The following is a 23,768-nucleotide window of genomic DNA, read 5'->3' on the forward strand; positions in this document are numbered from 1 at the left end:
GGGGCCGGATCAGCCGTTGCTCCGCTCCTTCCACTCCTTCTGGGCGGCGTTGAGCTCGTCGGCCATCTTGTCCAGGAACGCCTTGGCCGTGACCTTGCCGAGCAGCAGCTTCTGGAACTCCGGCTCGTTGTCGGCCTTGCTGATGTTGTTCCAGTCGGGCAGGTAGTACGGCAGCTGCACGATCTTGGTGGAGCCGTCGGTGAGGGCCTTCGCGGCGAGCTCGGTCGGCGCGGCCTCACTGATCCACGGGTCCTTGGCGGCCTCGGTGTTGGCGGGGATGGCGCCCGCCGACTCGTTCCACTTGCTGTTGGACTCGTGCGAGGCCGCGAACTCGATGAACTTCCAGGCGGCCGTCTTGTTCTTGCTCGCCTGGAACAGGCCGAGGCCGTCGACCGGGTTGGAGACCTGGACGCGGGTGCCGCCGTCGCCGATCGGGTTGGGTATGCCGGCGAACTTGTCCTTGCCGAGGGCCTTCAGGTGGTCCTGGTAGGAGCCGAGGTTGTGGCTCAGCATGCCGATGGTGCCGGTGTCGAACTGGGCGACCATCTTGGTGAAGTCGTTGTTGACGTCGGCGGACGGCGTCGTCTTCTTGTACAGGGCGGCGTACTTCTCCAGCGCCGCCACGTTCTTGGGGTCGTTGAGGGTGGTCTTGTCGCCGTTCCAGAACTCGGTGATCCCGGACTGCCCGTACGCCGCGTCGATGGCCTGGGCGATGGAGCCGGCGCCGCCGCGGATGGTGTAGCCGAACTTGTTGTTCTTGGCGTCGGTCAGCTTCTCGGCGGCCTCGTAGAACGCGGCCCAGGTGGTCGGCGCCTGCAGCCCGGCCGCCTTGAAGAGGTCGGTGCGGTACCAGAGCGCGCCGTTGTTCGCGGAGGTCGGCACGGTGTACATCTCGCCGTCCCGGCCGGCCGCGTCCTTGACGCTCTCGACCATGCCCTCGACCAGCTTGCCGTTGAGCGAGGAGTCCTTGATCCGGTCGCCCAGCGGCTCCAGGGCCTCCTGCGAGACCATGTTGGCCAGGTAGGCGGTGCCGACGCCGCCGACGTCCGGCACCCCGCCGCCCGCGATGGCCGTGTCGTACTTGGACTGCACGTCGGCGATCGGGATCGGCACGTACTTGACCTTGATGTCCGGGTACTTCTTCTCGAAGTCCTGGATGATCTCCTTCCAGACGGCGGTGCGCGGACCGCCGTTGTTGTCCCAGAAGGTGATCTCGCCCTTTCCGCTGCCCTCGTCGCCGCTGTCGCTGCCGTCGTCGCCGCACGCGGTCGCCGTCAGGGCGAGCACCGCCGCGAGGGAGACGGCGGCCGCGGCGCGCCCCCGCTGCGTCTTCGAGATGTTCATGATCGGCTCTTCTCTCTCGGTTCTCTCGGTTCGTACGCGTGCGTGGGGGGTTGCGCGCCGGACGGGAGTCCGGTTACGCGGTTACGTGGAAGCTGTTGAAGCGGGCGGTCCCGGTCGGGCCCGTCCCGGGCGGCGCGGAGGCGAACAGCCCGAGCAGCGCACCGACCCAGCGCCACGGGGTGGCGGCGAAGACCTGCCCGGAGGGCCGGAACCCGGCGCCGTCCCCGGTGTCGGCAAGGAAGCGGCAGCGGGCCCCCGCCGCCACCTCGATCCGCAGCCGCGCCGTGCCCGAGGGCGCCGGCCTGGCGTGCCCGGCGTCGCGCTCGGCGGTGGCGGTCGCCTCGGCGAACCGGTGCACCAGCCGCACCCCGCCCTCCGCCTGCCGTTCGAGCCCGATCCAGGAGTAGGCGTCCCCGAGCACGGCGAACCCGGCCTTCGCCCCGGGCACCTCGCTGTCGAGGGCGAGGTCCACCTCGGCGGTGAACGTCTCGGCGGGCAGCCGCTGGACCAGTACGTGGGGCAGGAGCCGCAGGTCGTGCGCGTCCTGGGCCGGTACGCAGCTCAGCCGCAGCCCGTCCCCGGCGTGCTCCACGGTCCAGCCGGGGCGCGGGTTCGCCGTCCACTGCCACTGCCTGCCGTGGCGGCCGCCCGGGAAGCCGTCGTCGCAGGCCGGGGCGTCGACGGGCTGGGCGGGCAGGGCGGGCTTGCGGTGCCGGGCGACGGGTTCGCCCGCGTTCCCGATGACCGGCCAGCCGTCACCGTCCCAGCGCATCGGCTGGAGGTGCACCACCCGGCCGTAGGCCCCGCGCTCCTGGAAGTGCAGGAACCAGTCCTCACCGGCCGGGGTGTCCACCCAGGCGCCCTGGTGCGGGCCGTTGACACCGGTCCTGCCCTGGGCGAGGACGACGCGCTCCTCGTAGGGCCCGAAGAAGTCGCGGGAGCGGAAGGCGCCCTGCCAGCCCGTCGCGACCCCGCCCGCCGGGGCGAGGATCCAGAACTCGCCGTCGCGGCGGTGCAGCTTGGGGCCCTCCAGGGTGAACCAGCCGGGCAGCGTGTCCGCGTCGATCAGGGTCTTGCCCTCGTCCAGGAGTTCCCGCCCGTCGGGGCTCATCCGGTGTCCGGTGAGCCGGTTCTTGATCCCGGAGCGGGACTTGGCCCAGGCGTGCACGAGGTACGCCTCGCCGGTCTCCTCGTCCCACAGCGGGCACGGGTCGATCAGCCCGCGCCCCGCCTTGACCAGGTGCGGCGCGGTCCACGGGCCCCGGACGTCCTCGGCGCTGATCTGCTGGATGCCGTGGTCGGGGTCGCCCCAGAAGATCCAGAACCGTCCGGCGTGGTGCCGGAGCGAGGGCGCCCACACCCCGCAGTCGTGCCGGGGCCCCGCGAACTCGGCGGCGGGCTCCAGGCGGTCCAGGGCATGCCCGGTCAGCGTCCAGTTGACGAGGTCGCGCGAGTGCAGCAGCGGCAGCCCGGGGGCGCGGCCGAAGCTGGAGGCGGTGAGGTAGAAGTCGTCGCCGACGCGGATCACGTCGGGGTCGGACCAGTCGGCGTCCAGGACCGGGTTGCGGTAGGTGCCGTCACCGAGGTCGGCGGTCCAGGGGCGGGTGGCGGTCACGCGGTCACCGCCCGGCGGACGAGGGCGTCGGCACCGGCCCGGTCGAGGCGGCCGTCCGCGACGACCGTGACGATCCGGCGTACGACGGTGGCGCCGGCCGGGACGGGCAGCCGTTCGGCGGCGGCGAGGGACGAGCCGACCCCCGGGTACTCGGCGGTGCGCACGAACCACGGGTCGCGGCGGGTCTCCTCGGTGGCCCCGGCGAAGACCAGGGACCAGCCGTCGCCGCAGAGCGCGACCCAGTCGGCGGGCCGTCCGTGCACCGCCTCCTCGCCGTCCGCCGTCGGGCCGAACACGGCGGGCGCGGACGCCTCCTTGGGGGCGCGCCAGAAGAAGCCGCCGTATCCGGCGCCGGGGCGGCCGTTGGTGGCGGGGCTGCCGATCGACAGGTCGCCGGGGCCGGGGTTGGTGAGCGAGAAGGAGAAGTCGAGCGCCCAGGCGGTGTCCGAGAGCGCGGCGGCGGCCACCGTGCGGTGCTCGCGCAGCAGTTCGCCGCCGCCGGCCTCCCAGCCGAGTTCCTCCACGAAGCCGTCCGGGTCGCACAGCTTCCAGCCGAGGTGACGCTGCGTCCCGTGGTTGTCGAGCGCGGTGGGCCCCCGGCCCCGGACGAAGGTGCGCCCGCCCCAGAAGTTGTGCCCGGAGACGTCCGGGACGGCGACGGAGGCGCCCAGGTGGTGGACGTGGTCGGCGGGGCGCTCCTCGGTGACGGGGGTGCCCGCGAGGGTGGTGACCGGGTGCAGGTAGGGGCGGCCCGCGTCGGCGGGCAGGTAGGTGTAGCGGCCGACGGGGCGGCCGGCGCAGCTGAGCAGGGCGGTGTTCGTCATGAGGAGGTCACCTCGCTGAGCGCCCAGGGGGCGCCGAGTTCGGAGAAGAGGGCGAGGGTCTCGGCACCGGACGCGACCAGGGCGTCGATGCCGCGCACCACCCGGCGGGTGGCCCCGGTGCCGGGCACGGGGGCGGTGTGCCAGGCGCCGGACGGCAGCGGGCGCGGTTCGGGCGCGGTCCGTACGGCCTCCACGACCTCCATGAAGGCGCCGGTGCGCTCCGGGGGTACGAGGAGCGGGGCGCCCTCCGTCAGGTGGGCGACCAGGTTCTCCAGGAGGTCGGTGCGCCCGTGCACGGTCTCCAGGGGGCCGTGGCCCGCGCGCTGGACGAGGACGCGGTCCTGCTTGTACCAGAAGGTGATGCGGCCGCGGTCGCCGTGGACGATGACGTACGGCTCCCCCGCCTGTTCCGCGCAGAGGGTGACGGCGGCGGTGACGGGCGGCCCGGACGCGGTGGTGACACGAACGCAGGAGGTGTCGTCGGCCTCGATGTCGTGGGCGCGGAAGAGCTCGGTGTCGATGGCGGTGACGTCCTCGGCGGTGGTCCCGGCGAGTTCGAGGGCCGTGGCGACGGCGTGGGCGAGCGGGTTGGTGAGGACGCCGTCCACGACCTCGGTGCCTCCGATGCGGCGCCTTCCGGCCCAGGGCGCCCGCCGGTAGTAGGCGTCGTCGCGGACCCAGGCGCCCGCCGCCGCGTACCCCCGGACGGCGCCGATGGCGCCGGTGGCGACGAGTTCCCGGATGGCGGGGACGGCGTGCGAGCCGAAGGACTGGAAGCCGACCTGGCAGGCGGTGCCCGCCTCGCGCACCCCGGCGACGATGCGGTCGAAGTCGGCGCGGGTGGCGGCGGGCGGCTTCTCCAGGAGGAGGTGCACGCCGCGCCCGGCGGCGGTCAGGGCGAGGGCGGTGTGGGTCTGGATGGGGGTGCAGATGACCGCGGCACGGGCCCCGGTGGAGTCCAGCAGGGCACCGAAGTCGGCGGACTGCTCGGGGAGTTCGTCCGCGAAGGCGTCGAGCTCGGTGGCGTCGAGCGGGGTGAGCTCGCAGATGCCTGCGAGGCGGACGAGGCCCTGGTGCTGGAGGCGGCGGATGTTGGCGAGGTGCCAGCGGCCGTGGCCCCGGGCGCCCGCGAGGACGATGGGCACGGGGGTGGCGGTGGGGGGCAGCGAGGTCATGTCCGTCACCCCTTCACGGCGCCGGCGCTGAAGCCGGTGATCAGCCACTTCTGGATGAAGGCGAAGACGATCACCACGGGCACCGCGGCGATCACCCCGCCCGCGGCGAGCGCGCCCAGGTCGACGCTGTCCGCGCCGATGAGGGTGTTCAGGCCGACCGGGATCGTCTGCTTGTCCTGCTCGCTGAGGAACATCAGGGCGAACAGGAAGTGGTTCCAGCTGTGCACGAAGGCGAAGGAGCCGACGGCGATGAGCCCGGGGCGCAGCAGCGGCAGCACGACCGCGCAGAAGGCCCGGAAGCGCGAGCAGCCGTCCACCCAGGCGGCCTCCTCCAGCGAGGGCGGCACGTTCTTGATGAATCCGCTGATCAGGATGATGGAGAGCGGCAGCTGGAAGACCGTCTCGGCGATGACCACGCTCCCCAGGGAGTTGATCATCTGGAGGTTCTTGAAGATCTCGAAGAGCGGGACGAGCATCAGCGCGCCGGGGATGAACTGCGAGCAGAGCAGCGCCAGCATGAAGCCGTTCTTGATCTTGAAGTCGAACCGGGCGAGGGCGTAGCCGCCGGCCAGTGCGACGAGGGTCGTGGCGACCAGGGTGCAGACGCCGACGATCATGCTGTTCTGGAAGAAGACGGCGAAGCTGCGCTCGTTCCAGACCTTGGAGAAGTGCTCCCCCGTCATCGGCCACGGCACCAGCGAGGTGGAACCCGCCGGCCGCACGGCGAAGAGGAACATCCAGTAGAACGGGACGAGCGTGAAGATCAGGTAGATGCCGAGCGGTACGTAGATCTGCCAGCGCGGTACGTCGTCGAAGGCGCGTTCGCGGCCGGGCCTGCGGCGGGGCGCGGCGGGCGGCGGACCCTCGGGGGCGGCCGGCCGTGCGGCGTGGGTGCCGTTCTTCTCGGCGAGGGCGGCAGTCACTTGTGGTCGCCTCCGAACTTGCTCAGGCGCAGATAGACGATCGAGCAGAAGAGGAGGATCACGAAGGCGACGGTGGTGAGCGCGGAGGCGTAGCCGAAGTCGTGGCCCTCGATGCCGGTGTTGGCGACGTAGAGCGGCAGGGTGGTGGTCTCGCCGGCCGGTCCGCCGCCGGTGAGCGTGTAGAGCAGGTCGACGTTGTTGAACTCCCAGACCCCGCGCAGCAGCGTCGACAGGATGATCGCGTCGCGCAGGTGGGGCAGGGTGATGTGGAAGAACTGCCGCATCCGTCCGGCGCCGTCCACGGCGGCCGCCTCGTACAGCTCCTTGGAGACGGACTGGAGGTCGGCGAGGATGAGAATGGCGAAGAAGGGGACGCCGCGCCAGAGTTCGGCGACGGTGGCGGCCCAGAAGACGGTGCCGGTGTCGGAGAGCACCGAGGTGCCGTACTCGCCGATCCCGGCGTCCGCGAGGTAGCGGCTGAAGCCGGTCGAGGAGTTGTAGAGCAGGATCCAGATGGTGCTGGTCAGCACCCCGGAGACGGCCCACGGCGAGAAGACCATGGCACGGGAGATGCCCCGGCCGATGAAGGTCTGGTTGACGATCAGGGCCAGCGCGAGCCCCAGCGTGAGCTGGAGCGCGACCTGGACGAAGACCCACTGGGCGCTGAAGCCGAGCGTCGTCCAGAACTGGTCGTCCTCGGTGAAGATCCGGGTGAAGTTGTCGAAGCCGGCGAAGCCGTTCCGCCAGGGCTTGGTGACGTTGTAGTTCTGGAGGCTGTAGTAGAAGACGCTGACCACCGGGTAGGCGATGAAGCCGAGCATCAGCAGCCCCGCGGGGGCGATCAGCAGATACGGCAGCCGGCGGGGGCTCGCGGAGCGGCGCCTGGGCACCTTGGGCGGTGTGGCCGCGGCGGAGGCTTGGGCCATGACACGTCTCCGTTCTCTCTGTACGGGGGTGCGGGTCGTGCGGTGATACGGCGGAGCCGGTGGTGCGTGTAGTGCGCAAGCGCTTCCCGTATGGCGTTCGGTATACCGAACAAGGGGGGCGCCGGAATTCCTGAGGGCCGTTCAGCCGGCGTACGGGTCGGGCACTTCTCCCGGCCGGGCCAGGAAGGCGAAGTCGCAGCCGGTGTCGGCCTGGGTGATCTGGTCCTGGTAGAGCGCCTGGTAGCCGCGCTCGTACCGGACGGGCGGCGGCGTCCACTCGGCGCGGCGGCGGGCCAGTTCCTCGTCGGGCACGTCGAGGTTCAGCAGCCGCGCCCCGACGTCGAGGGTGACGAGGTCACCGGTGCGGACGAGGGCGAGGGGCCCGCCGACGTAGGACTCGGGCGCGATGTGCAGCACGCAGGCGCCGTAACTGGTGCCGCTCATCCGGGCGTCGGAGAGCCGGACCATGTCCCGTACGCCCTGCTTGAGCAGGTAGTCGGGGATCGGCAGCATGCCGTACTCGGGCATCCCGGGGCCGCCCTTGGGGCCCGCGTTGCGCAGGACGAGCACGTGGTCGGGGGTGAGCGCGAGCGCCGGGTCGTTGATGGTGCGCTGCATCTCCTTGTAGTCGTCGAAGACGACCGCGGGCCCGGTGTGGCGCAGCAGGTGCGGTTCGGCGGCGATGTGCTTGATGACCGCGCCGTCCGGGCAGAGGTTGCCGCGCAGCACGGCCACGCCGCCCTCGTCCGCGAGCGGATTGGAGCGCTCCCGTATGACGTCGTCGTTGTGCACGAGCGCCCCGTCGAGCTGTTCGCGCAGGGTGTCGTGCGCGACGGTGGGCCGGTCCAGATGCAGTACGTCGGTGAGCCGGGCCAGGAAGCCGGGGAGCCCGCCGGCGAAGTGGAAGTCCTCCATCAGGTACTTCCCACCGGGGCGCAGGTTGGCCAGGACCGGGACCGTGCGGGCGATGCGGTCGAAGTCGTCCAGGGTGAGCTTGATGCCGGAGCGGCCGGCCATCGCGATGAGGTGGATGACCGCGTTGGTGGACCCGCCGAGCGCCAGGACGGTCGCGACGGCGTCCTCGTACGCCTCCGCCGTGAGGATCTGCGACAGCTTCCGCTGCTGCCACACCAGTTCGACGACGCGCAGCCCGGACGCGGCGGCCATCCGGTCGTGGCCGGAGTCGACAGCGGGGATCGAGGAGGCGCCGGGGACGGTGACGCCGAGCGCCTCGGCGGCGGCGGTGAGGGTGGACGCGGTGCCCATGGTCATGCAGTGGCCGGGCGACCGGGCGAGGCCGTTCTCCAGCTCGCCCATCTCGCAGTCGCCGATGAGCCCGGCGCGCTTGTCGTCCCAGTACTTCCACATGTCGGTGCCGGAGCCCAGGACCTCGTTGCGCCAGTGCCCCGGCAGCATCGGCCCGGCCGGTACGAAGACGGCGGGCAGGTCGACGGAGGCGGCGCCCATCAACAGGGCCGGGGTGGACTTGTCGCAGCCGCCGAGCAGCACCGCCCCGTCGACCGGGTAGGAGCGCAGCAGCTCCTCGGTCTCCATCGCCAGCATGTTCCGGTAGAGCATCGGGGTCGGCTTCTGGAAGGTCTCCGAGAGCGTGGAGACCGGGAACTCCAGCGGGAAGCCGCCCGCCTGCCACACCCCGCGCTTCACGGCCTGCGCCCGGTCGCGCAGGTGTACGTGGCAGGGGTTGATGTCCGACCAGGTGTTGAGGATCGCCACGACCGGCTTGCCCAGGTGCTCCTCGGGGAGGTAGCCGAGCTGACGGGTGCGGGCGCGGTGGCTGAAGGAGCGGAGCCCGTCGGTGCCGTACCACTGGTGGCTGCGCAGGTCCTCGGGGGCGATGCGGGCGGTCATATGGACCACCCGGCGATCTGGTCGGCGACCTCGGCGCGCTGTGCCTCGGGCAGCACCCGGCTGGGCGGGCGCACCGAGCGGTCGCACAGCCCGAGCGCGGCCAGTGCCTCCTTGACGACGGTGACGTTGTTGGCGGACTGCCGGTCGGCGCGCAGCTCCTCGAAGCGGCGGATCTGCTCCCAGACCTTCATGGCCGCCGGGTGGTCGCCGGCCCGCAGCGCCTCCAGCATGGCCAGCGAGACGCCGGGCGCCACGTTGACGAGCCCGGAGGTGAAGCCGGTGGCGCCGGCCGAGAAGTAGGCCGGGGCGTACAGCTCGGCGAGCCCGGCGACCCAGACGAACCGCTCCAGGCCGGCGTCGCGGGCGAAGGCGGCGAAGCGGGCCGCGTCCGGCACCGCGTACTTGACCCCGATGACGTTGGGGCAGCTGTCGGCGAGCACGGCCAGGCAGGCGCCGTCCAGGTGCGGGTTGCGGATGTACGGGACGACCCCGAGCCCGGGCACCGCCTCCGCGATGGCCCGGTGGTAGTCGATCCAGCCGTCCTGCGAGACGTACGGGTGGACGGGCTGGTGGACCATCACCATCTCGGCCCCGGCGTCCCGGGCGTGCTCGGCGGCGGCGACGGCGGTCGGCACGTCGTGTCCGACGCCGACCAGGACTGCGGCACGGCCGCCGGCCTCGTCGATGGTCAGCTCGGTGACGGTGCGCCGCTCCTCGGGGGTGAGCGCGTAGAACTCCCCGGTGTTGCCGTTCGGGGTGACGATGCGCACGCCGCCGTCGAGCAGTCTCCGCAGCAGGGCGCGGTGCGCCGTCGTGTCGATGGATCCGTCCCCGGCGAACGGGGTCACCGGGATCGCCACGACATCTGCGAGGGCCGCCTTCAGCGGGGTGAGGTCCATGCGGACTGGCCTTTCGTCGGTGTGCCGGTTCACGCCGCGCCGCCCCCGTCCTCGTCGTCGGGGAAGGCGCGGCGGACGAACGACGCGATGTGGTCGTGCAGGGCCCCGGCCGCCGCGTCCGCGTCGTCGGCGAGCGCGAGCCGCAGGATCTCCCGGTGCTCGGCCGCCTCCCGCTCCCAGGAGGGGATGGTGGACCAGGCGACCGTGGAGACGAGCGCCGCCTGGTCGCGGACCTCGTCCAGCATCCGGGCGAGGAGCGGGTTGCCGCAGGGCAGGTAGAGCGCCCGGTGGAAGTCCCGGTTGGCGAGCGAGCGGTCGGCCTTGTCGCCCGCCGCGTCCGCCCGCTCCAGGGCCTCCTGCGCCTCGTCGAGCGACGCCTTGCGGGTGATCGATCGGCGCAGCGCCTCCGGTTCGAGCAGCAGCCGGACGTCGTACACCTCGCGGGCCATGGCCGCGTCGACCAGCCGGACGGTGGCGCCCTTGTACTGGCTCATGACGACGAGTCCGGTGCCGGCGAGGGTCTTCAGTGCCTCGCGGACGGGGGTCTTAGAGACCCCGAACTGCGCGGCGAGCTCGGTCTCCACGAGCGCCTGCCCCGGCCTCAGTTGTGCCGTGAGGATCGCGTGCTTGACCGCCTCCAGCACGTACTGGGTGCGGGACGGAATCGGGGTGGGCGCAAAGGTCATGGGTGAAGGGCTCTCACATCTCGCGTATCGCGTCTCATATATGACGTACGGAGTACGACGCGATGAAGCTAGGGCCGCCGCGAATGTTTCGTCAACGCTTCTGACGAAAGAACTTCGTGGAACCGGGACATGCGCCGTACACGGATTCCGTTCCGCCGCCCGGGAGTTCCCCGGGGTAGGGCATCTGCCCGATGCCGTGCCGGGCCCTCAGCGGCCAGCCTGACCGCATGGAGAAAGCGCAGGTCGGAAAGGTGCGGTGGGTGTGATGGCGGTGGGTCGGGTGCTGCGGGACCGGACGGCGGGACTGTTCCTCACGGCGGTCGTGGTCTCCGGATTCGGCAGCTCGGCGATGACGCTGGCGGCCGGGATCTGGGTGAAGTCGCTGACGGGATCGGACGCGTTGGCGGCGCTCGCCCTGTTCGCGGTCTGGCTGCCGGTCCTGTCCGGGCCGCTGCTCGGAGCGGTGGCGGACCGTCTGCCGCGCAAGCCGCTCCTCGTGGGCACGAACGTCGTCCTGGCGGCCCTGATGACGGCGCTCGCACTGGTGGGCGCGGAGGGGCGGGTCTGGCTGCTGTTCGCGGTGCTGGTGCTGTACGGGTGCCTCACGGTGCTGATGGACGCGGCGGAGGCGGCCGTGGTCGCGGGGACGGTGCCACCCGCGTTGCTGGGCGACTTCAACGGCCTGCGGATGACGGCGAACGAGGGTATGAAGCTGGTGGCCCCGCTGACCGGCGCCGGGCTCTACGCCCGCTTCGGCGGCGGCGCCGTGGCACTCCTGGACGCGGTCTCGTTCGCCCTGGCGGCCGGTCTCTACGCGCTGCTCCGGGTACGGCGGACACAGCGCTCCGCCCCTCCGGGTCCGGGCGGCCGGGCGGCGGGGCTGCGGCAGCTGTGGGGGTCCCCGGTGCTGCGCCCCCTGGTCCTCGCCGCCTCGGCCACGATGCTGTGCGCCGGGCTCAACGGGGCCACTCTGTACGCCGTCGTGGACGACGTCCTCGGCCGCTCCCCCGCGTACGCGGGTGTGCTGTCCGTCGCCCAGGGGATCGGGTCCGTCACCATCGGGCTGTTCGCGGGCGCGCTGATGCGCCGGATGCCGGGGCGGGTGTTCGCGGCGGCCGGGATCGCGGTGTTCGGGGTCGCGGTGGGGCTGCGGGCCGTGCCGTCCGACGCGATGGCACTCGCCGCGTGCGCGCTGATCGGGGCGGGTCTGCCGTGCGTGCTGATCGCCGCGCTGACGGCGGTGCAGCGGGAGACCCCGGACGCGGTGCTGGGGCGGACGGCGGCGACCGCCGACACGCTGATGATGTCCCCGAACGCGGTGGCGCTGGGGATCGGCGCGGGGCTTGTGGCGCGGGTGGACGCCGGGGTGCTGCTGCCGCTGGTGGGGGCGGGGGCGGTCCTGACGGCGGCGCTGCTGGTGACGGGCCGGCGGGGCCCCCTGGCACCCGCCGGCCCGCCGGTCTCAGCCGAGGCGTGAGAGCGCCCCCCTGACGGTCGCCAGGTCCGGGTCCGAGGCCAGGCCCGCGTGGTACAGCCGGAGTTGGTCGGCACCGAGCGAGGCGGCGTGCGCGGCGTCCCGTTCCAGCGTGTCCGGGCCGCCGCCCATGCCGCGCACCACGGTGAGGTTGGCGGCGACGACCGCGTCGGAGGCGCCGGCGAACGGCCCGAGCACCGCCTCCCGCGCCGCGTCCGTCCCCGTGCACGGCAGGACCACCCCGTCCGCCACGGACAGGATGTGCCCGGGGTCGACGCCCGCGTTGGCCCCGCAGCGGTACGGAGCGGGGTCGGCGTGCAGCAGCACCTGGAACCCGGGCGCCGCGGCCGCGCGTACCGCTCCGGTCACCGCTTCCTGGAGGCTCCGGGCCACCCCGGTGCGCCACCGCAGCGTCGCCTCCGCGAGGTCGGCGCCGAGCAGCTTCCCGACGGCGTCCCAGCCGGCTTCCGGTGATCCGGACCCGGACCAGACCGGCTCCAGGGCCCGGCGCACGGCGGCGGCCAGTTCTGCGGGGTCGAGGCCCTGTCCGGCGTAACCGGCCCGGCAGACGGCGCAGAAGCAGAGCGACATCAGGTACTGCGCCGCGTCCCCGAGCCCGACGCCCGCCACCTTGTCGTGGGCGTGCAGATGGGCGAAGCCGTACCAGCCGCAGGACTCCAGCTCGGTGCCCAGCGCCCCGTCGCGCACCGCGGCCTCCGCCGCCAGGTCCACCAGATACGCGCGGACCTCGGGGCGCGCGACGCAGGGCGCCCACGGGTAGCGGTCTCCGTAGGCGTTGACCACGGAGGTGTCCGGATGGTCCGCGCCCAGGCGTGAGCTGTGCGCGAGGACCACCCAGCTGTGCACGTCGAGACCGGCGCCGGAGAGCGCTTCGGCGGCCTCCGCGAAGGGGTCGTCGGAGGCCATCCACGCCTGCCGGTACGGGCGTAGCTCCCGGCCCGCCCAGCGGCCTTCGTCCGGCGGGTAGAGGACCGCCGCGTACTCGGCCGTGACGATGCGGTGGCCGGGGTGGCGCGGGGTCAGCGCCCGGGTGGAGTGGTAGGCGGCGGCGAGCGTCACCTGCTGGACGCCGAGGTCCGCGATGCGGGCGGCGGCGTCCGGGTCGCCGACGACGTCCCAGGGGTAGAGGAAGGCGGACGTCCTCATCCGCGCCCCTCCAGCAGGGCGCGGCCGGCGGCGACGATCTCCGTCAGCTCCTTGATGTGGGCGGGCGGGGGCTCGGTGAGCGGGCTGCGCACCGGCCCGACGTCCAGACCGTGCAGCCGGACGCCCGCCTTGACGAGGGAGACGGCGTAGCCGCGGCCCTGGGCCCGGAGCTCGACCAGTGGCCGGTAGAAGGAGTCGAGCAGTGCGTTGACCAGGGCGTCGTCGCCGGAGTCCAGGGCGCGGTAGAAGGCGAGCGCGATGTCCGGGGCGAAGGCGAAGACGGCCGAGGAGTACAGCGTGACGCCGATGCCCCGGTAGGCGAGGCCGGTGAGTTCGGCGGTGGGCAGCCCGTTGAAGTAGAGGAAGTCCTGCCCGGGCAGCCCGGTGCGCACCGCGCTCACGATGCGCTGCATGAGGTCCAGGTCGCCGTAGCCGTCCTTCAGGCCGATGATCCCCGGGGTCTGTGCCAGGGCGAGCACGGTCTCCGGGGTGAAGACGGCGTTGTCGCGCTGGTAGACGATGGTCTCCAGGCCGGTCGCCCCGGCCAGCGCGGTGTAGTGGGCCAGCAGCCCTTGCTGGTCCGCGTGGACCAGGTACGGGGGCATGGCGAGGAGTCCGTCCGCACCCGCTTCCTCGGCGAGCCGGGCGAACTGGACGGCCAGCGCGGTGCCGTACCCGGCGCCCGCGACGACCGGCACCTGCCCCGCGGTCTCCTCGACGGCGGCGCCGACGACGCGCCGGAACTCCTCGGGGGTCAGGGCGTGGAACTCCCCGGTGCCGCAGCACGCGAAGACGGCCGCCGCGCCCGCGTCGATGCCCTGGCGGACGTGCGTCCGGAAGGCGTCGAGGTCGACGCCGCCGGCCGCGTCGTACGCGGTGACGGGGAAGAAGAGCGGCCCGGCAACGGCGGTGAGCCGGGCGGCCAGCGGGTCTGAGCTCACGGGCGCCTCCTGAGGCGTGCGCATCTCTGATTGGTGTCTATATCTATGAACGATGCCTAAGCTAGGCCCGGCGGGGCGCCCGGGTCAAGGCGACGACGCCCCGGTCCGGACCACCCCTCCCAGGATTCCCTTGACGCCCCCCGGACCCCCGCATACCTTGTCCACGCATGTGAATCTGATCCAAGAGGAGACCCCGCATGCCCGCCGAAAAGCCCCGCACCGTCCTGCTCACCGGCGCCGCCGGCGGCCTCGGCACGCTGATGCGCGAGCTGCTGCCCGCCCACGGCTACACGCTGCGCCTGTTCGACATGGTGCCGATCGAGGGCGAGCCGGACGCGATCACGGCCGACCTCGGGGACCGGGAGGCGCTGCGCGCGGCCGTGACCGGGGTCGACGCGATCATCCACCTCGCGGGCATCTCCCTGGAAGCCTCCTTCGAGAAGATCCTCAAGGCCAACATCGAGGGCACGTACAACCTGTACGAGGCGGCGCGCGAGGCCGGCGTCCGGCGCGTCGTCTTCGCCTCCTCCAACCACGCGGTGGGCTTCACGCCGCGCCCGCTCCCCGGCGATCCGCTGATCCCGATCGGGACCCCGCGCCGCCCCGACACCTTCTACGGCCTCTCCAAGTCGTTCGGCGAGGACCTCGCCCAGCTGTACTGGGACCTGCACGGCATCGAGACGGTCTCCGTCCGGATCGGCTCCTGCTTCCCGGAGCCGACCTCCGTACGGATGCTCTCGGTGTGGATGAGCCCGGCCGACGGCGCCCGGCTCTTCGACGCCGCGCTCACCGCCGAGGGCGTCGGACACACCGTCGTGCACGGCTCCTCGGACAACACCCGCCTGTGGTGGGACCTCACCTCGGCCCGCGCGCTGGGCTACGAGCCGCAGGACGACTCGGAGCCGTACGCGGCGAAGCTCGTCGCGGAGCAGGGCGAGCTGGACCCGGCCAACCCGGACCACGCCCACCTCGGCGGCCACTTCTGCACCAACCCGCCGGTCTGGCCGCACTGAGCAGGGCCCGGAAGGGGGCATTGGCATTCCGCCGTCCGGGCGAAGCCGTCGAAAGGTAAGGGAACGGCAAAGCCGGGTCGTTCGTTCATCCGGACATGACCGCAATGACACCCGGCTCGAACCTCCCGCTCAACGCCGTCCGCGTGGCGGTGGACGTCGCCGCGCCCGTGCGGCTCGACGTCTCGGGCCTGCTGCTCACCGCCGACGGCAAGGTGCGCTCCGACGACGACTTCATCTTCTACAACCAGCCCACGGGCCCCGGCGTGAGCTACCGCTCCGGCGGCGGCAGCGCGCCGGACGCCGTCGTCGTGGACACCGCGACGGTGCCCCCCGGCATCGAGAAGATCGTCGTCACGGCAAGCCCGGACGCCGCAGGCCGGACCTTCCAGGGCGTCGAGCCGACCGCCACCGTGCGCAACGCGGACGACGGCTCCGTGATCGCCTCCTTCACCCCGCCCCAGCTGGGCGCCGAGACCGCGCTCGTGATCATGGAGATCTACCGGCGCGGCGGCGCCTGGAAGGTCCGAGCGGTCGGCCAGGGTTACGCGAACGGCCTGGCGGGCATCGCCACGGACTTCGGCGTCTCGGTCGAGGAGCCCGCCGCCACGCCCGCTCCCCCGGCGGTCGCCCCGGCGCCCCCGGCCCCGGTCGCCGCCCCGGCGCCGGTCACCGCCCCCGCGCCCCCGGCCACCCCCGCACCGGCCGCGCCCGCACCGGCCGCACCCGGCCGGATCAACCTGGACAAGGGCCGGGTCAGCCTCCGGAAGAACGAGACGGTCTCGCTGGTCAAGGCGGGGCGCCCGCTGCTCTCCCGGGTCAAGATGGGCCTCGGCTGGGAGCCGGCCTTCCGGGGCAAGGACATCGACCTGGACGCCTCGGTCATCGCGTACGGGCCCCGGCGCAACCACCTGGACAGCTGCTACTTCGGCAAGCTGTCCATCCTGAACGGCGCGATCAAGCACTCCGGGGACAACCTCACCGGTGAGGGCGCGGGGGACGACGAGGTGATCACCGTCGACCTGGGGCAGATCCCCGCGGAGGCGACCGGCCTGGTGTTCACGGTCAACTCGTTCACGGGCCAGAAGTTCACCGAGGTCGCCAAGGCGTACTGCCGGCTGGTGGACGCCGCCACGGACGAGGAGCTGGTCCGCTTCGACCTGACCGGGGCCGAGCCGCAGACCGGCGTGTTGATGGCGAAGCTGATCAAGCAGTTCTCCGGCGAGTGGGAGATGACCGCGATCGGTGACTTCGTGAAGTCCCGGACCGTCCGGGGCATGGTCAAACCGGCCGCCCAGGCGCTGTAGGGCCCCGCGCCCCGGCCCCCGAGCATGGTCAAGGGGCCGTCCGCGCGGCTGGCGGACGGCCCCTGTGACGGCCTCAGAGCTTGGTGAGCTTGGAGTACGGGCTCATGATGCGGCCCTGGCGGCCCGCGAAGTCGATGAGCACCGCGTCGTTGTCGCCCTCGACGGCGAGGACGCGCCCGAGACCGAACTGGTCGTGCGAGACCCGGTCACCCACGTCGAACAATTCGACCGGTGGGGCCGCCTGGGCCGGGCGGTTGAAGGGACTGGACGGCAGGTGGCGCCGGGAGCCGGCTGACTGTTTCATTAAGTCGAGTATGCGCCCCCGGAGAGCCCGACGCCATGCCCAGCAGTTAACGGTTGGGCTGCCGCTTCCACGGACCGGTGATCGCGACCATGATCCCCGGGGTCTGGATGTTGGCGAACAGCGTGCGCCCGTCCGGCGAGAACGTGACCCCGGTGAACTCGCTGTACTCCGGCTCCTCCGCGCTGCCGATGTTCAGCTCGTTGCGCGCGATCGCGTACGTACGGCCGCTCTCGGTGGCCCCGAAGAGGTGCTGGACGCCCTCGCCGTCCTCCGCGATGACCAGGCCGCCGTGCGGCGAGACGGTGATGTTGTCCGGGCCGTCGAACGCGCCGTCCTTCGACGGGTCCGGGTTGACGCCCAGGAGCACCTTCAGGGTCAGCGTGCGGCGCTTCGGGTCGTAGAACCACACCTGGCCGTCGTGCTGGACGGGGCTCTCGCTACGGGCGAAGGAGGATACGATGTACGCGCCGCCGTCGGCCCACCACATGCCCTCCAGCTTGCGGGCGCGGGTGACCGCGCCGTCCGCGAACTGCTTGCGCACCGAGACGGACTTCGCGTCGCGGTCCGGCACGTCCACCCAGTCGACGCCGTACACGGTGCCGGTCTTCGTGGCCCGCGAGAGGTCGTCGACGAACTTCCCGGTCTTGTCGAAGCACTTGAACGCCTGGAGCACGCCCGCGTCGTCGGCGAGGGTGCGCAGCTTGCCCCGGCCGTGCCGGAAGCCGTGCGGCGGCACCCAGCGGTAGAGCAGCCCGTTGGGGCCCGACGCGTCCTCGGTGAGGTAGGCGTGGCCCTGCTTGGGGTCGATGACGACCGCCTCGTGCGCGTACCGGCCGAACGCCTTGATCGGGCGCGGCGAGCGGTTGGCGCGCTTGTCGTACGGGTCGACCTCGAAGACGTAGCCGTGGTCCTTCAGGAGACCGTTCTTGCCGGCCTTGTCCTCGGTCTCCTCGCAGGTGAGCCAGGTGTCCCAGGGAGTCGCGCCGCCCGCGCAGTTGGTCGAGGTGCCGGCGATGCCGACCCACTCGGCGGTGCGGCCGTCGCGGCGGGTCTCCACGACAGTGCAGCCGCCCGCCGCGACCGGGTCGTAGACCAGGCCGTCGGTGAGGGGCACGGGGTGCTCCCATTCGGCCCGGGTGCCCTTGAGCTCGTGGTTGTTGACCAGGAGGGTCACCCCGCGCGGGCCCTCGAAGGCGGCCGTGCCGTCGTGGTTGGACGGGGTGTACTCACCGCTCTCCAGCTTGGTGACCCCGCAGTGCGTGATGATCCGGTACGAGAAACCGGCGGGCAGCGCGAGTATGCCCTTCGGGTCGGAGCGCAGCGGGCCGTAGCCGGGTTCGCGGTCGTGGCCGTGGTCGTGGTCGTCGTGACCATGGCCGTGGCCGTGGGCCGGGTCCCCGGCGGCGAGGGCGCCGGGCGCGGTGGCCAGCGCGGCGACGGTTCCGGTGAGGGCGATGCCGGCGCCGGTGAGGGCGGACTGTCTGGTGAATTCCCTGCGCGTGAAGGCCATCACGTACTCCTGGTGCTGCGGGGGCGTGCTGTTGACGGGCTCACCGTTCCGTCCGTTCCCCAACACCAGTTGAACCCGCGACGACTTCGGGGCGACCCGTTCGGTGAACTTCGGTCGCCCCGCACCCCGTCGTGGTACGCCGTTCAGTCGGCCGAACCGCCGCGCGAACGCGCCTTGAACGCGGCCTTGCGGGCGTCCTTGGCCTGCTTCTTGTCGCTGTGCAGCCGCCCCATCGCCTCCAGGACGTCCGCCGTGGCCGGGTGGTCGACGCGCCACGCCTCCTCGAAGAAGCCGCTGTGCCGGCCGGACAGGCCCTCCACCAGGCCCTGGAGCTCTTCGAGGTCGCCGGCGGCCTCCAGCTGGGCGGCGATCGTGTCGATGGCGAGCCAGAAGATCATCTCCTCGGAGGGCGCCGGGACGCCCTCCGCGCCGCGCTCGGCGAGCCAGACCCGGGCCAGGCCGCCGAGTTCCGGGTCGTCCAGCACCGCGCGCACGGCGGGCTCCGCCTCGGCGCCGACCAGGGCGAGCGCCTGCTGGCAGTGCAGGCGGCGCAGCGGACCCAGCTCGTCCGCGCCCCGTGCGGCGTCCAGCAGTTCGGCGGCGGCGCCGTCCGCGCCCCGGCGGGTGAGCCACAGCTGGATCTCGGCGCGGGCCGCGGCCTCCGGGTAGTGGGCGACGCCGCCGAGGAGCGCGTCGGCGCCCTTGTCCGCGAGGTCGCCGATCGCCGGGGCGTCCACCCCGGCGTCGAGCATGCGGGCGCGGATGCCGTAGAGGCCGAGCGGGGTCAGCCGGACCATGCCGTAACGGGTGACGTCCTCCTCGTCGCCCGGGGCCGGGGCGTCCTCGCCCTCCTCGACCAGCAGCGCCTCGTCCACCGGCTGGTACTCGACGATGCCGATCGGTTCGAGGACCCGGAACTGGTCGTCCAGCCGCATCATCGCGTCCGAGACCTGTTCCAGGATGTCGTCGGTGGGCTCGCCCATGTCGTCGGGGACGATCACCGAGGCGGCGAGCGCGGGCAGCGGCACGGCGGCCCCGTCCGCCCCTTCGCCGACGGTGAGCAGGTACAGGTTGCCGAGGACGCCGTCCAGGAACTCCGTCTCGGTCTCCGGGTCCCAGTCGAGCGCGTCGAAGTCGACCGAGCCGTCCTCGCCGATGAGGTCCGCGAAGTCGTCGAAGGCGGGCGCGGTGGCGTCGGCGTACGCGGCCTCCAGGCCGTCGAGCCAGATCGCGAGGACGTCCGCCGGGGAACCCCCGGTCAGCAGCGCCAGGTTCTCGCCGGGCGTGACGGTCCCGGCCGGTTCCTCGCCCCCGGCCCCGGGCTCCTCGTCCTCGCCGAAGCCGCCCTCTCCGCCGAAGCCGTCGTCCGGGTCGCCCGTCTCCCCGGCGGGGTCCTCGATGTCGACGAGTCCGGTGTCGACGGCGAGCCGCCACGCCTCGCTGGCCTCGGCCGCGCCGTCCTCGTCGGGGGTGAGGCCGAGGAGTTCGGCGGCGGCGGGCAGTTGCGCGTCGACCAGCTCGCCGCCGGCGCCGACCCTGGTGTCCGGACCGGCCCAGCGGGCGAGCCGGGCGGCACGGGCGAGCAGCGGCGCGGCCAGCGCGTCCCGTGCCAGCTCGGCCTCGGTGTGCAGCCGGACCGGCGGCAGGGTCGGGCGCTCTGCGGACATCAGGGGGTCTCCTCGGAACGTACGGGATGTCGGCCGCCGGGCCGGATACGGGACCGGGGCCAGAACGTGTTCCGCGCCGCCCGGCGGGGGCCGCAGTTCCGGAACACGCCCCAAGCCTAGACGCATTTCGCCGCGCGCCGACCGGAATGCGGTCACGCGGTCCGGCGCCCCGGACCGGCCCGCGTCGCACCGGGCCGCCCGTGCCGGAATCCGGGGCGTACCTCCGCGTACCGCCGCCCGCTCCGACCTGCCCGCCGTGCTCGCCGTCCGAGCGCCCGGACGCCCGCGCCGCACGGTCGGACCGTACACTTGAGCGTTGCTTCACCTTCACCCGCAGCAGATCTAAGTGGACCTTCACGGTCCGGCGGACCGAGACTGCGGACATGACGCCTTCCGCCGCTGCCCGCCCGCGCCCCTTCGGCCGCGCCCTCTGTGCCATGATCACGCCCTTCACCGCGGACGGCGCCCTCGACCGGGACGCCGCCGCCGCGCACGCCGCCGCGCTGGTCGCGGGCGGCTGCGACGGGCTGGTGCTCAGTGGCACGACCGGCGAGTCCCCGACCACCTCCGACGCGGAGAAGGCGGATCTGCTGCGCGCGGTACGCGACGCGGTCGGCCCGGACGTGCCGCTGGTGGCGGGCGTCGGCACCGCGGACACGCGGCACACGGTCGAGCTGGCGCACCAGGCGGAACGGGCGGGCGCGGACGGGCTCCTGGTGGTGACCCCGTACTACAGCAGGCCCCCGCAGGCGGCCGTGGAGGCGCACTTCCGGCGGATCGCGGACGCGGCGGGCCTGCCGGTGATGCTGTACGACATCCCCGGCCGCACCGGCACCCGCATCGAGCCGGAGACCCTGCTCAGGCTCGCGGAGCACCCGCGCGTCGTGGCCGTGAAGGACTGCTCGCAGGACCTGCTGACGGCGACCCGGGTGATCGCGTCCGGCGGGCTCGCCTACTACTCGGGCTGCGAGGAGCTGAACCTGCCGCTGTACGCGGTGGGCGGCTCCGGGTACGTCAGCACGGTCGCCAACGTGGTGCCGGGCCGGATGCGGGCGGTACTGGACGCGTTCGACGCCGGGGACACCGCCGGGGCGGCCCGGCTGAACGCGCGCCTCGCCCCGCTGACCGCGCTGATGATGGCGTCCGGGCTGCCCGGCACGGTGACCGCGAAGGCGCTGCTGGCCGCGGGCCCGGTCCGCGAACCGCTGCAGCCCGCCGGGCGCGAGGCGTCCGACGGGCTGCGTGCGGCGTACGAGGAACTCCTCGTGGCCGCTTAGAGCTCGCGCGTTGTCACGCCTCTCGCCTCAGGCCGCCCGCCCGGCCAGCCTGTGGAGGGCCCGCACGGCGGGTGATCCGGGGTCGGCGGTGATCAGGACGACTTCCTGGTCGTCCTCGGGCACGAGCAGGACGTCGCAGTTCAACCGCAGCGGGCCGGCCTCGGGGTGGTCCAGGGTCTTGGTACGGTGCCCGGGGGCGTGGACCGGACGTGTCTGCCAGATCTGCCGGAACTCCTCGCTGCCGACGTGCAGTTCGGCCAGCAGGGCGGTCACCCGCGGGTCGTGCGGGTAGCGGTCGGCGGCCCGGCGAAGCCGCGCCACCACGATGTTCCCGAACTCCTCGGCGCTGGAGCTCTCATACATCCGTCCCTGGCCCAGGAAGCGGCGCCGGGCCAGGTTCGTCGTCCCGCGCCCCAGGTCGCCGCCGAGCAGCGCCTGGGCCAAGGGGTTCCAGGCGACGACGCCGTACGCCGCGTCGGTGACGACGGCAGCGGTCTCCGGCAGCCGCTCCAGCATCCGGGCCACGTGCGGGCGCACCCGCCGCACGGCATTGCGGCCGGGCGGCGCGTTCGATCCCGCCAGGCGGAACAGGTGGCTGCGCTCGGCCGGTGTGAGCCGCAGGACCTGGGCCAGGGCGTCCAGGATCCGGGGCGATGGCCGCGGTCCCCGGGCCTGCTCCAGCCGCGTGTAGTAGTCGACCGACATGTGGGCGAGCTCCGCCACTTCCTCACGGCGCAGGCCCGGCGTACGGCGGGCGGTGCCCGTCGTCGTCAGCCCGGCCTCGGGCGGACGCAGGCCCGCCCGACGCTCCCGCAGGAAGCGGGCCAGCTCCTGCCGCGCCATGCCACCTCCTGCCGCCTACCTGGTACAGACAGTCCCTGGCAGGGCACCCGCCGCCGGGGGACCGTAGTTTCCATGAACGATCGCACAGCTCTGGTCACCGGTGCCAACAAGGGCATCGGCAAGCACATCGCCCGGCTCCTCGCGGCCGAGGGCCTCACCGTGTACGTGGGGGCCCGCGACCCGGGGCGCGGACAGCGGGCCGTCGAGGAGATCGGTCCCGGCGCCCGGCTGCTGGTCCTCGACGTGACGGATCCCGACGGCATCGCACAAGCCGCAGCTCAGGTGGAACGCCTGGACGTACTGGTCAACAACGCCGGCATCTCACCGTCTCTCGCCTCGCCGGCCGACACCCTCGTCGAGGAATACCGGCGCACGTACGAGACCAACGTCATGGGGGTATTGGCGGTGACCAATGCCTTCCTGCCCGCCCTGCGCCGGTCCCCGCACCCCCGCGTCGTCAACATCTCCAGTGGCACCGCGTCGCTGACCTGGAGCACGAATCCCAACCCCCAGTTCACCCCGGGAAACGGCAACGGTGCCGCCTACCGGTCGTCCAAGGCCGCCCTCAACGCCCTCACCGTCTTCTACGCCCAGACGCTGGCCGAGGACGGCTTCAAGGTCAACGCGCTCGCCCCCGGCGTGCGGGCCACCGATCTCAACTCCCGGGCCGCGGCTGTCGGCGGCGACCCGGCCGAGGCGGCGCGCGGGGCCCTCCGCCTGGCCCTGCTGCCGGACGACGGCCCCACCGGTGGCTTCTTCTCCTGGGACGGAACCCCCGTGCCCTGGTGATCGGTGATCCGTCATGGGCGGCGTCGGGGACGGGTGTCCCGGCGGTGGGTCGTCCATGCCTGGCGGATCAGGCTCCGTACGGGACGATGGCGCCGGCGAGGTGGAGTGAAGGCGACACAGGCACAGGTCCCTCCCACGATCACGGAGCGTCGCAGCTCAGTGATCGTCAGAACCTGTGCCTGTCCTGCCACCGGGGCACCACCACCCCGTCTTGTCCGCGCGACCTCTCAGTCGTTGCTGTGCAGGACGTCGTTGAGGCCGTCCCAGACCGCGTTGTTCGGACGGGCCTCGACGGCTCCGGTGACCGAGTTGCGGCGGAAGAGGATGTTCGAGGCGCCGGAGAGCTCGCGGGCCTTGACCACCTGGCCGTCCGGCATGGTGACCCGGGTGCCGGCGGTGACGTACAGACCGGCCTCCACGACGCACTCGTCGCCGAGCGCGATGCCGACCCCGGCCTCCGCGCCGACCAGGCAGCGCTCGCCGATCACGATGCGCTCCTTGCCGCCGCCGGAGAGCGTGCCCATCGTGGAGGCACCGCCGCCGATGTCCGAGCCGTCACCGATGACGACGCCGGCGGAGATGCGGCCCTCGACCATGGACGTGCCGAGCGTGCCGGCGTTGAAGTTGACGAAGCCCTCGTGCATCACGGTCGTGCCGGAGGCGAGGTGCGCGCCGAGGCGGACCCGGTCGGCGTCGGCGATCCGCACGCCCTTCGGCGCCACGTAGTCCGTCATGCGCGGGAACTTGTCGACGGAGGTGACCTGGAGGTGCAGGCCCTCGGCGCGGGCGTTGAGCCGCACCTTCTCCAGGTCGTCCACGGCGACCGGGCCCAGCGAGGTCCAGGCGACGTTGGCGAGGTGGCCGAAGATGCCGTCCAGGTTCTGCCCGTGCGGCTGGACCAGGCGGTGCGAGAGCAGGTGCAGGCGCAGGTAGACGTCGTGGGCGTCGAGCGGCTTGTCGTCCAGGGATCCGATGACCGTGCGCACGGCGACGACCTCGACCCCGCGGCGGGCGTCGACGCCGATGGCCTTGGCGGCGCCCTCGCCGAGCAGGTTGACGGCCTGGTCGGGGCCGAGCCGCTCGGTTCCGGCGGGGCCGGGCTCGGCGGTGAGCTCGGGGGCGGGGAACCAGGTGTCGAGGACGGAACCGTCGCCGGCGATGGTGGCGAGGCCGGCGGCGACGGCGCCGGTGGTACGGGTGGAAGTCGTGTCGGTCATG

Annotated in this window: 21 protein-coding genes; 5 read left to right on the forward strand and 16 right to left on the reverse strand. The window is 72.8% G+C overall.

The annotated features are described in order from the left end of the window. Positions 1-9: 9 nt before the first annotated feature. The 9 genes from ACZ6C6_RS00470 to ACZ6C6_RS00510 form a co-directional block, all read right to left on the reverse strand. A complete protein-coding gene (locus tag ACZ6C6_RS00470) occupies positions 10-1,344 on the reverse strand; it encodes an ABC transporter substrate-binding protein (protein ID WP_469197632.1) in 1,335 nt (444 codons plus the stop codon). A gap of 73 nt (positions 1,345-1,417) precedes the next feature. Next, positions 1,418-2,959, reverse strand: coding sequence for a glycoside hydrolase family 43 protein (locus ACZ6C6_RS00475; protein WP_469197634.1), 1,542 nt, complete (start codon positions 2,957-2,959; stop codon positions 1,418-1,420). Continuing rightward, positions 2,956-3,783, reverse strand: coding sequence for a DUF6807 domain-containing protein (locus ACZ6C6_RS00480; protein WP_469197636.1), 828 nt, complete (start codon positions 3,781-3,783; stop codon positions 2,956-2,958). Before ACZ6C6_RS00480 ends, ACZ6C6_RS00475 begins: the two co-directional genes overlap by 4 nt. Continuing rightward, on the reverse strand, positions 3,780-4,958 hold the full coding sequence (locus ACZ6C6_RS00485; protein ID WP_469197638.1) for a Gfo/Idh/MocA family protein: 1,179 nt from the start codon (positions 4,956-4,958) through the stop codon (positions 3,780-3,782). Before ACZ6C6_RS00485 ends, ACZ6C6_RS00480 begins: the two co-directional genes overlap by 4 nt. Before the next feature lie 5 nt (positions 4,959-4,963). After that, on the reverse strand, positions 4,964-5,881 hold the full coding sequence (locus tag ACZ6C6_RS00490) for a carbohydrate ABC transporter permease (protein ID WP_469197640.1): 918 nt from the start codon (positions 5,879-5,881) through the stop codon (positions 4,964-4,966). After that, positions 5,878-6,807: a carbohydrate ABC transporter permease gene (locus ACZ6C6_RS00495; RefSeq protein ID WP_365686038.1), complete on the reverse strand. Its 930-nt coding sequence runs from the start codon at positions 6,805-6,807 to the stop codon at positions 5,878-5,880. The genes ACZ6C6_RS00490 and ACZ6C6_RS00495 overlap by 4 nt, the downstream gene beginning before the upstream one ends. Positions 6,808-6,948: 141 nt before the next feature. Beyond that, a complete protein-coding gene (gene araD / locus ACZ6C6_RS00500; protein ID WP_469197642.1) occupies positions 6,949-8,676 on the reverse strand; it encodes an L-arabinonate dehydratase in 1,728 nt (575 codons plus the stop codon). Next, positions 8,673-9,575 (reverse strand): dihydrodipicolinate synthase family protein, encoded by a 903-nt coding sequence (locus ACZ6C6_RS00505; RefSeq protein WP_469197644.1) that lies wholly within the window; start codon positions 9,573-9,575, stop codon positions 8,673-8,675. Before ACZ6C6_RS00505 ends, araD begins: the two co-directional genes overlap by 4 nt. 29 nt (positions 9,576-9,604) lie before the next feature. Further along, positions 9,605-10,261 (reverse strand): GntR family transcriptional regulator, encoded by a 657-nt coding sequence (locus ACZ6C6_RS00510; RefSeq protein ID WP_469197646.1) that lies wholly within the window; start codon positions 10,259-10,261, stop codon positions 9,605-9,607. A gap of 265 nt (positions 10,262-10,526) precedes the next feature. Between ACZ6C6_RS00510 and ACZ6C6_RS00515 the strand changes: the two genes are divergently transcribed. Continuing rightward, positions 10,527-11,738 (forward strand): MFS transporter, encoded by a 1,212-nt coding sequence (locus tag ACZ6C6_RS00515; RefSeq protein WP_469199251.1) that lies wholly within the window; start codon positions 10,527-10,529, stop codon positions 11,736-11,738. On the opposite strand, the gene ACZ6C6_RS00520 is transcribed toward ACZ6C6_RS00515, so the two are convergent. Together ACZ6C6_RS00520 and ACZ6C6_RS00525 are read right to left on the reverse strand one after the other, a co-directional pair. After that, complete coding sequence (locus ACZ6C6_RS00520; protein WP_469197648.1) at positions 11,724-12,902, reverse strand: hypothetical protein; 1,179 nt, start codon at positions 12,900-12,902, stop codon at positions 11,724-11,726. The two genes, ACZ6C6_RS00515 and ACZ6C6_RS00520, sit on opposite strands and share 15 nt — an antisense overlap. Beyond that, entirely contained in the window at positions 12,899-13,843 is a 945-nt protein-coding gene (locus ACZ6C6_RS00525) for a 5-dehydro-4-deoxyglucarate dehydratase (protein ID WP_469197650.1), read from the reverse strand. The genes ACZ6C6_RS00520 and ACZ6C6_RS00525 overlap by 4 nt, the downstream gene beginning before the upstream one ends. A gap of 197 nt (positions 13,844-14,040) precedes the next feature. On the opposite strand from ACZ6C6_RS00525, the gene ACZ6C6_RS00530 reads away from it, so the two are divergent. After that, positions 14,041-14,856: an NAD-dependent epimerase/dehydratase family protein gene (locus ACZ6C6_RS00530; RefSeq protein WP_469197652.1), complete on the forward strand. Its 816-nt coding sequence runs from the start codon at positions 14,041-14,043 to the stop codon at positions 14,854-14,856. A 95-nt stretch (positions 14,857-14,951) separates the two neighbouring features. Further along, positions 14,952-16,160, forward strand: coding sequence for a TerD family protein (locus ACZ6C6_RS00535; RefSeq protein WP_469197654.1), 1,209 nt, complete (start codon positions 14,952-14,954; stop codon positions 16,158-16,160). 73 nt (positions 16,161-16,233) lie between these two features. Here the strand turns inward: ACZ6C6_RS00535 and ACZ6C6_RS00540 are convergent, their stop codons facing one another. From ACZ6C6_RS00540 to ACZ6C6_RS00550, 3 genes are all read right to left on the reverse strand, one after another. Next, positions 16,234-16,464, reverse strand: a complete 231-nt coding sequence (locus tag ACZ6C6_RS00540) for a CarD family transcriptional regulator (protein ID WP_018104640.1) — start codon at positions 16,462-16,464, stop codon at positions 16,234-16,236. 46 nt (positions 16,465-16,510) lie between these two features. Beyond that, complete coding sequence (locus ACZ6C6_RS00545; RefSeq protein WP_469197657.1) at positions 16,511-17,974, reverse strand: alkaline phosphatase PhoX; 1,464 nt, start codon at positions 17,972-17,974, stop codon at positions 16,511-16,513. A 143-nt stretch (positions 17,975-18,117) separates the two neighbouring features. Then, the gene (locus tag ACZ6C6_RS00550; protein WP_469197659.1) at positions 18,118-19,641 is read right to left on the reverse strand and encodes a hypothetical protein; all 1,524 of its coding nucleotides are present in this window, start codon (positions 19,639-19,641) and stop codon (positions 18,118-18,120) included. Positions 19,642-20,024: 383 nt separating this feature from the next. On the opposite strand from ACZ6C6_RS00550, the gene dapA reads away from it, so the two are divergent. Continuing rightward, on the forward strand, positions 20,025-20,918 hold the full coding sequence (dapA, locus tag ACZ6C6_RS00555; protein ID WP_469197661.1) for a 4-hydroxy-tetrahydrodipicolinate synthase: 894 nt from the start codon (positions 20,025-20,027) through the stop codon (positions 20,916-20,918). A gap of 27 nt (positions 20,919-20,945) precedes the next feature. Here dapA and ACZ6C6_RS00560 read toward each other — a convergent pair whose 3' ends face one another. After that, complete coding sequence (locus ACZ6C6_RS00560) at positions 20,946-21,761, reverse strand: helix-turn-helix transcriptional regulator (protein WP_469197663.1); 816 nt, start codon at positions 21,759-21,761, stop codon at positions 20,946-20,948. A 72-nt stretch (positions 21,762-21,833) separates the two neighbouring features. Here ACZ6C6_RS00560 and ACZ6C6_RS00565 point away from each other — a divergent pair, with 72 nt between their 5' ends. Continuing rightward, a complete protein-coding gene (locus ACZ6C6_RS00565) occupies positions 21,834-22,550 on the forward strand; it encodes an SDR family oxidoreductase (RefSeq protein WP_469197665.1) in 717 nt (238 codons plus the stop codon). 227 nt (positions 22,551-22,777) lie between these two features. On the opposite strand, the gene dapD is transcribed toward ACZ6C6_RS00565, so the two are convergent. Then, on the reverse strand, positions 22,778-23,767 hold the full coding sequence (gene dapD / locus ACZ6C6_RS00570; protein ID WP_073968347.1) for a 2,3,4,5-tetrahydropyridine-2,6-dicarboxylate N-succinyltransferase: 990 nt from the start codon (positions 23,765-23,767) through the stop codon (positions 22,778-22,780). Between the last annotated feature and the right edge of the window lies 1 nt (position 23,768).

Source organism: Streptomyces sp. NPDC041814 (assembly GCF_055590565.1).

Excerpts from the sequence above, each read along its gene's own strand:
- ACZ6C6_RS00510 (WP_469197646.1), bottom strand. The coding sequence starts at position 10,261 with ATGACCTTTGCGCCCACCCCGATTCCGTCCCGCACCCAGTACGTGCTG.
- ACZ6C6_RS00470 (WP_469197632.1), bottom strand. The coding sequence starts at position 1,344 with ATGAACATCTCGAAGACGCAGCGGGGGCGCGCCGCGGCCGCCGTCTCC.
- ACZ6C6_RS00485 (WP_469197638.1), bottom strand. The coding sequence starts at position 4,958 with ATGACCTCGCTGCCCCCCACCGCCACCCCCGTGCCCATCGTCCTCGCG.
- ACZ6C6_RS00505 (WP_469197644.1), bottom strand. The coding sequence starts at position 9,575 with ATGGACCTCACCCCGCTGAAGGCGGCCCTCGCAGATGTCGTGGCGATC.
- ACZ6C6_RS00520 (WP_469197648.1), bottom strand. The coding sequence starts at position 12,902 with ATGAGGACGTCCGCCTTCCTCTACCCCTGGGACGTCGTCGGCGACCCG.
- araD (WP_469197642.1), bottom strand. The coding sequence starts at position 8,676 with ATGACCGCCCGCATCGCCCCCGAGGACCTGCGCAGCCACCAGTGGTAC.
- dapD (WP_073968347.1), bottom strand. The coding sequence starts at position 23,767 with ATGACCGACACGACTTCCACCCGTACCACCGGCGCCGTCGCCGCCGGC.
- dapA (WP_469197661.1), top strand. The coding sequence starts at position 20,025 with ATGACGCCTTCCGCCGCTGCCCGCCCGCGCCCCTTCGGCCGCGCCCTC.
- ACZ6C6_RS00550 (WP_469197659.1), bottom strand. The coding sequence starts at position 19,641 with ATGTCCGCAGAGCGCCCGACCCTGCCGCCGGTCCGGCTGCACACCGAG.
- ACZ6C6_RS00530 (WP_469197652.1), top strand. The coding sequence starts at position 14,041 with ATGCCCGCCGAAAAGCCCCGCACCGTCCTGCTCACCGGCGCCGCCGGC.
- ACZ6C6_RS00545 (WP_469197657.1), bottom strand. The coding sequence starts at position 17,974 with ATGGCCTTCACGCGCAGGGAATTCACCAGACAGTCCGCCCTCACCGGC.
- ACZ6C6_RS00565 (WP_469197665.1), top strand. The coding sequence starts at position 21,834 with ATGAACGATCGCACAGCTCTGGTCACCGGTGCCAACAAGGGCATCGGC.
- ACZ6C6_RS00540 (WP_018104640.1), bottom strand. The coding sequence starts at position 16,464 with ATGAAACAGTCAGCCGGCTCCCGGCGCCACCTGCCGTCCAGTCCCTTC.
- ACZ6C6_RS00515 (WP_469199251.1), top strand. The coding sequence starts at position 10,527 with ATGGCGGTGGGTCGGGTGCTGCGGGACCGGACGGCGGGACTGTTCCTC.
- ACZ6C6_RS00560 (WP_469197663.1), bottom strand. The coding sequence starts at position 21,761 with ATGGCGCGGCAGGAGCTGGCCCGCTTCCTGCGGGAGCGTCGGGCGGGC.
- ACZ6C6_RS00495 (WP_365686038.1), bottom strand. The coding sequence starts at position 6,807 with ATGGCCCAAGCCTCCGCCGCGGCCACACCGCCCAAGGTGCCCAGGCGC.
- ACZ6C6_RS00480 (WP_469197636.1), bottom strand. The coding sequence starts at position 3,783 with ATGACGAACACCGCCCTGCTCAGCTGCGCCGGCCGCCCCGTCGGCCGC.
- ACZ6C6_RS00535 (WP_469197654.1), top strand. The coding sequence starts at position 14,952 with ATGACCGCAATGACACCCGGCTCGAACCTCCCGCTCAACGCCGTCCGC.